This is a genomic window from Xanthobacter sp. BG11Y11_SDJG (assembly GCF_057364445.1).
Map to the genome: position 1 here is coordinate 1 of NZ_JBNFNU010000146.1, position 9,633 is coordinate 9,633.

The 9,633-nt window shown below is 70.0% G+C and carries 6 protein-coding genes and 4 pseudogenes; 3 read left to right on the forward strand and 7 right to left on the reverse strand.

Features of this window, described 5'->3' with window-relative positions; translation table 11 throughout:
* From AC2W7M_RS13250 to AC2W7M_RS13260, 3 genes and pseudogenes are all read left to right on the forward strand, one after another.
* Positions 1-388: pseudogene (locus AC2W7M_RS13250) on the forward strand (Isoquinoline 1-oxidoreductase subunit); the annotation flags it as partial.
* Between the two features lie 19 nt (positions 389-407).
* Positions 408-1,505 (forward strand): hypothetical protein, encoded by a 1,098-nt coding sequence (locus tag AC2W7M_RS13255; RefSeq protein WP_486132751.1) that lies wholly within the window; start codon positions 408-410, stop codon positions 1,503-1,505.
* 59 nt (positions 1,506-1,564) lie between these two features.
* The gene (locus tag AC2W7M_RS13260; protein WP_486132752.1) at positions 1,565-2,515 is read left to right on the forward strand and encodes a polysaccharide deacetylase family protein; all 951 of its coding nucleotides are present in this window, start codon (positions 1,565-1,567) and stop codon (positions 2,513-2,515) included.
* 173 nt (positions 2,516-2,688) lie between these two features.
* Here AC2W7M_RS13260 and AC2W7M_RS13265 read toward each other — a convergent pair.
* From AC2W7M_RS13265 to AC2W7M_RS13295, 7 genes and pseudogenes are all read right to left on the reverse strand, one after another.
* Positions 2,689-4,031: pseudogene (locus AC2W7M_RS13265) on the reverse strand (putative bifunctional diguanylate cyclase/phosphodiesterase); the annotation flags it as partial.
* A 322-nt stretch (positions 4,032-4,353) separates the two neighbouring features.
* Positions 4,354-6,192 carry a bifunctional acetate--CoA ligase family protein/GNAT family N-acetyltransferase gene (locus tag AC2W7M_RS13270; protein ID WP_486132753.1) on the reverse strand — a complete coding sequence of 613 codons (1,839 nt, stop codon included), beginning with the start codon at positions 6,190-6,192 and terminating at the stop codon, positions 4,354-4,356.
* A 79-nt stretch (positions 6,193-6,271) separates the two neighbouring features.
* Positions 6,272-6,667 (reverse strand): annotated as a pseudogene (locus tag AC2W7M_RS13275) (GNAT family N-acetyltransferase); the annotation flags it as partial.
* The gene (locus tag AC2W7M_RS13280) at positions 6,565-7,026 is read right to left on the reverse strand and encodes a CoA-binding protein (protein ID WP_486132754.1); all 462 of its coding nucleotides are present in this window, start codon (positions 7,024-7,026) and stop codon (positions 6,565-6,567) included. The gene AC2W7M_RS13280 and the pseudogene AC2W7M_RS13275, both read right to left, overlap by 103 nt.
* A 49-nt stretch (positions 7,027-7,075) precedes the next feature.
* Complete coding sequence (locus AC2W7M_RS13285) at positions 7,076-7,642, reverse strand: response regulator (RefSeq protein WP_486132755.1); 567 nt, start codon at positions 7,640-7,642, stop codon at positions 7,076-7,078.
* A 106-nt stretch (positions 7,643-7,748) separates the two neighbouring features.
* On the reverse strand, positions 7,749-8,381 hold the full coding sequence (gene fixJ / locus AC2W7M_RS13290) for a response regulator FixJ (protein WP_486132756.1): 633 nt from the start codon (positions 8,379-8,381) through the stop codon (positions 7,749-7,751).
* A pseudogene (locus AC2W7M_RS13295) lies at positions 8,374-9,633 on the reverse strand (sensor histidine kinase); the annotation flags it as partial. The gene fixJ and the pseudogene AC2W7M_RS13295, both read right to left, overlap by 8 nt.

Sequence of the window (9,633 nt, forward strand, 5' to 3'; positions counted from 1 at the left end):
CGCCAGGGCGACGCCCGCCCGCCCCGCACCAGCCGCCGGTGTTCCGCGGCCCGGACGGGAAGGGCCTCGCCAGCCTCAGGTGCGCCATGTGCCACCGCGAGAGCAACTTTGCGCCCGCCGGCATGCCGGCCATCCGCACTGGCAGCTCGCCCCCGCCTCCATGGCCTGGGAGGGCAAGACGGTCCGCGAGATCTGCATCCAGATCAAGGACCCGGCGCGCAATGGCGGCCGCTCGGTCGCCGACCTGATCGCCCATATCGGCGACGACACCTTGGTGGGCTGGGCCTGGGCGCCCGGCGGCGACCGCACGCCCGCCCCCGGCACGCAGGAAGAGGCCAAGGCCCTCGTCAAGGCCTGGGCGGACACCGGAGCGGCCTGCCCGAACTGATCGAGACGAGGAGGAGACGATGACACGCCTACCTGTCGCGCTGGCCCTCGCTACGGCGCTCGCCGCGGCGCCCCTCACCGGCGCCTCGGCGGCCGAGCTGCCGGCCTACATGAAGCCGATCTCCGGGCAGCTGAAGCCGCCCACGGCGCAGGAGCTCGCCAACCGCGACGTGCTCCAGCTGAACACCTCCATGTTCGAGCTTTACGCCAATGCGGGCAAGATCTTCCGCGCCAACATCCTCGACCAGCACCCGGTGATCCTCGCTTTGTTCTCGGGCGCGGGCGGGCGGATGATCCTCTACCGGCCGGGCAAGCCGCCGCTGGAGGCGCCCTCGGTGCCGAAGGTCTACCAGGTGATGAAGTCGCTCGGCCACAGCACCATGGCGGTGTCCGAGGTGGTGCTGCCGTTCATCGGCAATCCGCAGGACAAGAGCTGGGTCGCGCCCATGCGCGCCTATCTCACCGAGATGAAGAGTGCGCTCGACGGCATCGGCGCGGCCGAGATGCCGGACGCCTGGCGCGCCAATTCGCGCGCCATCCTGGAGAACAACATCGCCTTCATGGAGGACAGCCTGGCCAAGGGGGTTATCACCCTCGACGCGGTGCAGGCGTTCGCCAAGAAGCAAGCGCCGGTGCTCGGCCACGCCATCGCCTGGGCGGCGCAGACGCAGGTGAAGCACTGGATGGGCGTGCTCGACGGCTGGAAGCAGGATCTGGGCGGTAATTTCGACAATGTCTATGCCGCCAGCAACACCATCTACGTCGCGCGCCAGAACAACGTGCTGTTCAGCGTGCTGGCCCAGTATTTCGGGCCGGAGGCGATCAACGACCGGCTGATGCTGATCGAGACCATCTCCTTCACCACCACGCCCGACGACATGCTCACCGCGCTGGTGCGAATCATCTCCGACCGCTCGGTGGGCGGCCTGTTCTTCAACAGCGATCGGCTGATGGACTACGAGCTGATGGGGGGCGACGCCCGCAAGACCATCATCTCGGAGATGAAGGCGCGCGGCAAGGAGCCGTTCCTGCCGCCGGCCGTGCCGTTCGGCTCCAAGCAGTGGCCGACGCTGATCTCCGGCGGCTCCGGCGCCGCCTCGCTGGACGACCTGCGCTGATCCGACCGGCCCGGGCGCCGCGCGCCCGGGCTCCCGCCCGTCCGCATCGAGGCCGACCCATGCGCCTGCGCGCCCTCGCTCTCCTCCTCGCCGCCTTGCTGGCACCCGCCCCGGCGCTGGCCCAGACCGGGCCGGACTGGATCACCGGCCTGCAGCGCCAGGACATCGCCGTCGACTCGTGGCCGGGCGGCAAGAAGGTGGCGGTGGTGTTCGTGCTCTATGTGGAGGTGTGGGGCCAGGGCCAGGGGCCGAACTTCCGGCCCGACATGACCTCCCGCAAGCCGGACCTCGTGGACGAGGGCTTCCGGCAGTACGCGATCAATTTCGGCCTGCCGCGCGCGGGCCGGCTGTTCCGGGAGACGGGGGTTCCGCTCAGCCTGGCGCTGAACGCCCAGTTCCCCGCCGCCCAGCCGCAGACCTGGCAGACGCTGCGCGCGCTGGTGCCGCAGGCGCCGATCATCGCCCACGGGCTCAACAACTCGACCGATTTGCTGCCGCTCGCCGAAGGCCCGGCCGCCCAGCGCGCTTATATCCGCAAGACCCTCGACATGATCGAGGCGGCGACCGGCGTGCGCAGCAAGGGCTGGTCGAGCCCGAGCGTCTATCCCGACGCCGAGACCTTCGCCGCGACCGCGGCCGAGGGCATCCGGTACACGCTCGACGGCATGGATTCGGACCTGCTCTCCCGGCTCGACACCAAGCCGGCGCCGCTGGTGCTCATCCCCTATCCGCCGAGCGTGGTGGACATGGGCCAGTACCTCTCGCGCTTCAAGGAGGCGCGCGACCTGGAGCATCTGTGGATCGACTATGTCGGCGAGATGGCGCGCGAGGCGAAGGCCGATCCCGGCCGGCCGGCGACCATCGTCGCCATCGGCCTGCATCCGTTCGTGATCGGCACGCCGGCGGGCGCCGCCGCCATGCGCCGGGTGCTGGAGGCGCTCAAGGGGATGGATGAGGTCTGGCTCGCCGATACCGACGCGGTGATGCGCGCCGCGGGACAGCCGTTCTAGCCGGCCCTCTTGCCGCGGGCGCCGCCCGCCGCGGCTCAGTTCGCGAAGCCGTGGCTCTGCTGCTGGGCGAGGCCGTGGGCCGAGATGAAGTCCAGCAGCGCTTCCTCGGTCATGGGCCGGCCGAGGAAGAAGCCCTGCACCTCGTCGCACTCGTCATTGCGCAGGCATTCGAGCTGGCTCTCGGTCTCGACGCCTTCCGCCACCACCTGCATGCCCAGCGCCCGGCCGAGGCGACGATGGCCTGGACGATGGCGAGCGCGCCCCGGCTCTGGTCGAGGTCGCCGACGAAGCGGCGGTCGATCTTCAGAGCGTCGAACGGGAAGGTGCGCAGATAGCCGAGCGAGGAATAGCCGGTGCCGAAGTCGTCCATGGACAGGCGCACGCCCAGCCCCTTGAGCCGGATCAGGATGTCGAGCGCCTTGTCGGTATTCTCGATCAGCACGCTCTCGGTGATCTCGAGCTCCAGCCGATGCGCCGGCAGGTCGACCGCCTTCAGCGCCGATTCCACCGCGCCCACCAGTTCGCCGCCGCGGAACTGCACCACCGAGACGTTCACCGAGACATTGAGCTGCGGCAGCCGCGAAATGGTGTCGCAGGCCTTGCGCAGCACCCATTCGCCGAGCGGGACCACCAGCCCGCTCTTTTCCGCCAGGGGCACGAACTCGTCCGGCGCGAGCCGGCCGAGCTGGGGATGGTCCCAGCGGATCAGCGCCTCGACGCCGAGGATTTCGAGGGTCTTGGTGTTCCAGCGTGGCTGGAACAGCAGCACGAACTGGTCCGAGGTGATGGCGCGGCGGAGGTCGCCCTCCAGCGAGCGCAGGCCGCTCGCCTCGTCGTTCATGTCGGCGGAATAGAAGCGCCAGACGCCGGGTCCGTCGGACTTGGCGCGCTCCAGCGCCCGCTCGGCGCTGCGCACCAGCTCGTCCGCGTCCAGCCCGTCCAGCGGCGCCAGCGAGATGCCGATGGCCACCTGCGGATAGGAGGTGCCCTCGGACAGGTTCACCGGCACGTTGATGGCGTCCTGGAGCCGGCGGCACAGACCTTCGATCGTCTTCAGGCCGGCGACGCCGGTGGCGATCAGCACAAATTCGTCGGGGCCGGTGCGCGCCACGAGGTCGTTGTCGCGGACGCAGCGGCGCAGGCGCCGCGCGATCTCCGACAGGATGGCATCGCCGGCATTGAGGCCGAAGCTCTCATTGATGGAGCGGAAATTGTCGAGGTCGATGGCGAGCACCGCGACCGTGCGGTCGCCGTCGCGCGCGGTGCCGAGCGCCCCCGACAGGAACTCCATCATCAGGAGCCGGTTCGGCAGGTTGGTCAGGGGGTCGTGCAGGGCCAGATATTCCGACCGCCACGGTCCTCCCGGCTGCTCTGTGGCCTCGGTCGCCATTCTCCTCGCTCGATCCGTTCGTTTGTCCGCGCTTCGGTCTGTCGCACGTTGCCGGTAAAGGTTGCCGCCGTCGTGTGTCCAGTCTGCGCGCGGTTCATTCGCCTGATCCGCCGCCGGACTGTGCATCTCGGGGTGGGCGACGTCACGCCGCCCGGTCCGCCATCCAGTCCGGCGCCCGTCGACCCGACGCAGCACCAGCGTAATTGTGTCATGGTGGGCCTTGCCCGTCCATGTGGCAAGGCCGGATATCGGCCGCGGCGCATCCCGCGTCAAGGTTCAAACCGGGCGTGCGGCCGGCTCAAATTCCGGTGTGGTTTCTTAACAAATTGTTGCCACGGGGCGTTCCGGGCTGCCCGGCCTGGGGAGCGGGCAGCCGTCCCCGGCGATGCGGCCGCACTTTGTGCAGACGGCCGGGCGCACGCCGCCGGTGCCCGGCTGCCGCCGGCGCCTAAAGTTCGATCGCGACGCGCATGATGGACGGATCCTCGCTGCCGGGCCGCATCTTGAAGCCGAGGTCCTCGGCCATGTGCAGCATCGGCAGGTTCTCCCGCATCACGTCGCCGAACACGCGCTTCAGGCCGCGCTTGCGGGCATGGTCGAGAATCTCGGTCATGAGACGGTAGCCGAGGCCGCGGCCCTTCATGTCCGAGCGCACCATGATGGCGTATTCCGCCTCCTCGTTGTCCGGATCGGCGATGATGCGCACCACGCCGCAGACCTCGCCCGAGGGCTCGATCGCCACGTAGGCCATCTCCCGGTCGTAGTCGATCTGCGACAGGCGCGCCGCCATCAGGTGCGGGAAGTCCTTCACCGAGCCGAGGAAGCGCATGCGCACGTCCTGCGGGTCGGAGCGGCGCACCACGTCCACGAGGCCCGGCTCGTCCTCCGGCCGGATCGGCCGCAGGGTCAGAACCTGGCCGTCGGTAAGCACGATCTCGCGCTCCTGGCCCGCCGGATAGGGACGGATGGCGAAGCGGTCGGTGCCGTTCACCTTGGCCTCGTGCACCACGATGCGCGCGTCGAGGGCGATCACGCCGTGCTCGTCGGCGAGCAGCGGGTTGATGTCCAGCTCGGCGATCTGCGGCAGATCGGCGAGCAGTTCGCCGACCTTGATGAGCGTGCCGGCGACGGCGTCCATGTCGGCGGGGGGGTGGTCGCGGTAGCCGGCGAGCAGCTTGGCGACGCGGGTGCGCTCGATCATCTCGCGCGCCAGCACGCCGTTCAGCGGCGGCAGCGCCACCGCGCGGTCGGCGATCACCTCAACCGCCGTGCCGCCCTGTCCGAATAGCACCACCGGGCCGAAGGTGGGGTCGTTGGCGATGCCGGCGATCAGCTCCTGGGCGTTCGGCCGGCGGATCATCTGCTGCACCGTGAAGCCCTCCACCCGCGCGCCCGGCTTCTTCTCCTCCACCGAGGCGAGGATGGCGCGGCACGCCTCCTCCACCGCCGCGGGGCTGTAAAGATCAAGCCGCACGCCGCCCACGTCCGACTTGTGGGTGATGTCGTGGGAGATCACCTTCACCACCACCGGCCAGCCGATCGCGCCGGCGAGCCGCCCGGCCTCCTCGGGGCCGGCGGCGATGCGGGTGTCCACCACGGGGATGTCGTAGGCGGCGAGCACCGCCTTGGCCTCGAACTCGGTGAGCACGCTGCGGCCCTTGGCGAGCACCGCATCCACCACCTCCCGCGCCCGGCCGCGGTCCGGCTCCTCGAAGGTGCGGGCGGGCGGCGTCTCCATCAGCAGGGTCTGGTTGCGCTGGTAGGAGACGAGGTGGGCAAAGGCGCGCACCGCCTCGTCCGGGGTCTCGTAGGTGGGAATCTTGCGGGCGGCGAACTTGCGCCGCGCCTGCGCCACGGTCTGCTCGCCGAGCCAGCAGGTGAGCACCGGCGCGCGCGGGCGCGTCTCCAGCAGACCCATCACCGCCTCCGCCGCCTCGGTGCCGTCGGCCACCGCGGTGGGGCAGTGGAGCACCAGGATGGCGTCCGATCCCTTGTCGGCCAGCAGCGCCGCCAGCGAATCGCGGTAGCGCGCGGCCGGCCCGTCGCCGGTGATGTCCACCGGATTGCCGTGCGACCAGCCGGCCGGCAGCACCTTGTCGAGCGTTTCGATGGTGGCGGGAGCGAGGGTGCCGAGCCGGCCCGGCGTGCCTTCCAGCGCGTCCACCGCCAGCACGCCGGCGCCGCCGCCATTGGTGAGCACCGCCAGCCGGTCGCCGGCCAGGCGGATGCCGGACGACAGCGTGGTCACCGCCTCGAACAGCTCGCGCAGCTCGCCCACCCGCAGCATGCCGGCGCGGCGGAAGGCCGGCGTCGAAGACCGCGTCGGAGCCGGCCAGCGCCCCGGTGTGGGAGAGCGCCGCTTTGGCGCCGGCGGCGGTGCGCCCCGCCTTGATGACGATCACCGGCTTGGCGCGCGCAGCGATGCGGCCGGCGGACATGAACTTGCGGGCATCGGTGATGCTCTCGACATAGAGCAGGATGGCGCGGGTGGAATTGTCGAGCGCGAGGAAATCGAGCAGGTCGCCGAAGTCCACGTCCGCCTTGTCGCCCAGCGAGACGATGTGGGAGAAGCCGAACCCGCGCGCGCTCGCCCAGTCGAGCACCGAGGTGGCCATGGCGCCCGACTGAGAGACGAAGGCGACGTCGCCCTTGGCCGGCATCAGGTGGGCGAAGCTGGCATTGATGCGCGCGCCGGTGGAGATGAAGCCGAGGCAGTTCGGACCGACGATGCGCAGCAGGTGGGGCTTCGCCGCGTCCAGCATCCTCTGGCGCAGGTCCGACGCGCCGGCCGGCGCGCCTTGCCGAAATCGGACGGTGAGTGACCACGGCGGCCGGCGGGCAGCCCTTCTCTCCGAGATGGGCGGATGACGCCGGGCACCGTCTCGGGCGGCGTCGCCACCACGGCGAGGTCCACCGCGATGGGCAGGTCCGCCACCGAGGGATAGTTGAGCGAGGAGCGGATCGCCCGCTCCTTGGGGTTCACCGAGAGGATCGGCCCCTGGAAGCCCGCCTCGAACAGGTTCCGGGCGATCACCGCACCGATGGAGCCGGGCCGGTTGCTGCCGCCCACCAGGGCGATGGCGCCCGGGTGGAACAGGGCGTCGAGATTGCGCGTGGTCATGTCTCGCCTCGCTGGTGCGGCGGCGCGGCCGCCGGCATTGGCGCTCGGACTATGCCCCAAACATAAGACGGCCGTGCGTGCGCATCCGGCGGGACTGTCCCTCAAGCGCCTTGAGGGACCGCGGCGGCGACCGGGGAGCGTTTCCTGGACTTCGGCGGCGGGGCGCGTTCTTGAGGGCGCGCGTCAGGAAGCCCTGTCCGGCTGGCGCCGTGCGGGCTCGTTGTCCGGCTGCCTCAGCAAAGGCGGGAGCGCGAGTAGCTCTCGCGCACCGCTTCGCTGAGCTGGTTTCCGAGCAGGGGTTTCTCGATGATCGCGACGCCCTGGGTGTCGGCGCGGCGCGCACATGGGCGGCCGGATTGGAGGTGATGAGGAAGCTCGGCAGCTTCACGTCGCGCCGGCCCAGCTCGTTGAGCAGGTCGAGCCCGTTCAGCCCGGGAAGATTGTAGTCGACGATCATGCAGCCGCGGCAGGAAATCTCGGCGTCCAAGAGCTCCCGCGAACTGGCATAGGTCCGCACGCAGAAGCCCTCGATCTCAAGCGCGAACTTGAGAGAACTGCAGACCGCCATGTCGTCGTCCACCACGTGGACGATCCACCCTTTCGCCTCGCCGGTCATCGCCTCTCATCCCTTCCCACGACGCGCTCGTGGGCTGCACGTGGCCGGTGGATGCAAAACGCTAGCGCCCGGTCACGCGCCCCGCCTTGCGGCAGATCAACGGGTTTCACGCGCCGCGCGGGACAATGCCGGCGAGCAGCGCCATGCGCACCAGCTCGGACAGGCTCTGCGCCTTCATCTTGGTCATCACGTTGGCGCGGTAGACCTCGACGGTGCGGGGGCTGATGCCGAGATCGTAGGCGATCATCTTGTTCGCCTGGCCGGCGACCAGAAGCTCAAGCACCTGGCGCTCGCGCTGGGACAGAGCGGCGATGCGCTCGGCCACCTCGCCGCGCAGCGCGTCGTGCTGGTGGGTCTTCTCGCGGCGGGCGAGCGCGGACTTCACCACGTCGATGATCGCCACGTCGTCGAACGGCTTCTCCAGGAAGTCGGCGGCGCCGAGCTTCATCGCCGTCACCGCCAGCGGCACGTCGCCATGGCCGGTGATGACCACCACCGGCACGGCCGAGCCCTTGTCCTTCAGGTGCTGCAGCAGGTCGATGCCGGTCATGTCCGGCATCCGCACGTCGGTGATGATGCAGCCGGCGGCCGGGTCCACCGCCGGCAGGCCGGCCTCCACGAACGCCCGCGCCGAGGGATGCTCCCGGACCTGGTAGCCGACGGTGGAGAGCAGGAAAGCGAGGGACTGGCGCACCGCGTCGTCGTCATCGATCACATGGATGACCGCCGTCTCAGTCATCGACCGTCGCCTCCTCGTCCACCGCGCGCAGGGTGAAGCGGAACACCGCGCCGCCCTCGGGATTGGAATCGGCCCAGATGCGACCGCCATGGGCCTCGATGATGGTGCGCGAGATCGACAGCCCGACCCCCATGCCATGGCGCTTGGTGGTCAAAAACGGCGTGAACAGCTGTGCGCCGACCTCAGGGCTGATCCCGTGGCCGGTGTCGGAGACGCTGATGAGAACCATGTCGTCCTCCGCCGGTTCGGTCCGGACGTGAGCTGGCGGCGCGGCGTCTCCATCATCGCCTCCACCGCGTTGCGCATCAAGTTGAGTAATACCTGCTGCACCTGGACCTTGTCCGCAAGCACGAGGTCGCATTTTTGGCCGAACTGGAACCGCACCTGGATGCCGTGCTCCTTGGCGCCGACCAAAGCCAAAGCGCTCGCCTCCTCCACCAGCTTGGAGAGGCTCTCCAGCCGCCGCTCGCTCTCGCCGCGGGAGACGAAGTCCCGGAGCCGGCGGATGATCTGACCGGCGCGCAGCGCCTGCTCGCCGGCCTTCTCCAGCGCGTCCTGCATCATCTCCAGGCGCGGCGGGTCGCCCGCTAGCAGGCGGCGCGTGCCCTTGATGTAGTTGGCGATCGCCGAGAGCGGCTGGTTCAGCTCGTGGGCCAGCGTCGAGGCCATCTCGCCCATGGCGGTGAGGCGCGAGATGTGCACCAGCTCGGCCTGCAGTTCCTGGAGCCGCGCCTCGGTCTCCTGGCGCTCGGTCAAATCGCGGATGAAGCCGGTGAAGAAGCGCTCGGTCGTGGACTTCATCTCGCCCACCGACAGCTCCATGGGGAAGGTGGTGCCGTCCTTGCGCTCGCCCACCACCACGCGGCCGATGCCGATGATGCGCCGCTCGCCGGTGGAAAGGTAGCGCTGGATGTAGCCGTCATGGGCGGTGCGGTAGGGCTCCGGCATGAGCGCGGAGACGTTGCGGCCCACCGCCTCGGCGGCGCCGAAGCCGAACAGGCGCTCGGCGGCGGAGGAGAAGGAACGGATCACGCCCCGGTCGTCGATCACCACCATGGCGTCGGGCACGGTGTCGAGGATCGAGGACAGGTGCGCCTCCCGCGCCATGAGATCGCGGTTGCGCGCGACCGCATCCGACGTGGTGCGGCGCAGCCGCTCGCCCATGGCGCAGATGCCGAGGCCGCAGGCGGCGAACAGCGCCGCCGCGACCGGGTCGAAGGGGGCGTCCGGTGCGATGCCGGCGGCGAGCGCG

Bases quoted from the DNA above. Each gene is read 5' to 3' on its own strand.
- AC2W7M_RS13255 (WP_486132751.1), top strand. From the start codon at position 408: ATGACACGCCTACCTGTCGCGCTGGCCCTCGCTACGGCGCTCGCCGCG.
- AC2W7M_RS13260 (WP_486132752.1), top strand. From the start codon at position 1,565: ATGCGCCTGCGCGCCCTCGCTCTCCTCCTCGCCGCCTTGCTGGCACCC.
- AC2W7M_RS13270 (WP_486132753.1), bottom strand. From the start codon at position 6,192: ATGCTGCGGGTGGGCGAGCTGCGCGAGCTGTTCGAGGCGGTGACCACG.
- AC2W7M_RS13280 (WP_486132754.1), bottom strand. From the start codon at position 7,026: ATGACCACGCGCAATCTCGACGCCCTGTTCCACCCGGGCGCCATCGCC.
- AC2W7M_RS13285 (WP_486132755.1), bottom strand. From the start codon at position 7,642: ATGACCGGCGAGGCGAAAGGGTGGATCGTCCACGTGGTGGACGACGAC.
- fixJ (WP_486132756.1), bottom strand. From the start codon at position 8,381: ATGACTGAGACGGCGGTCATCCATGTGATCGATGACGACGACGCGGTG.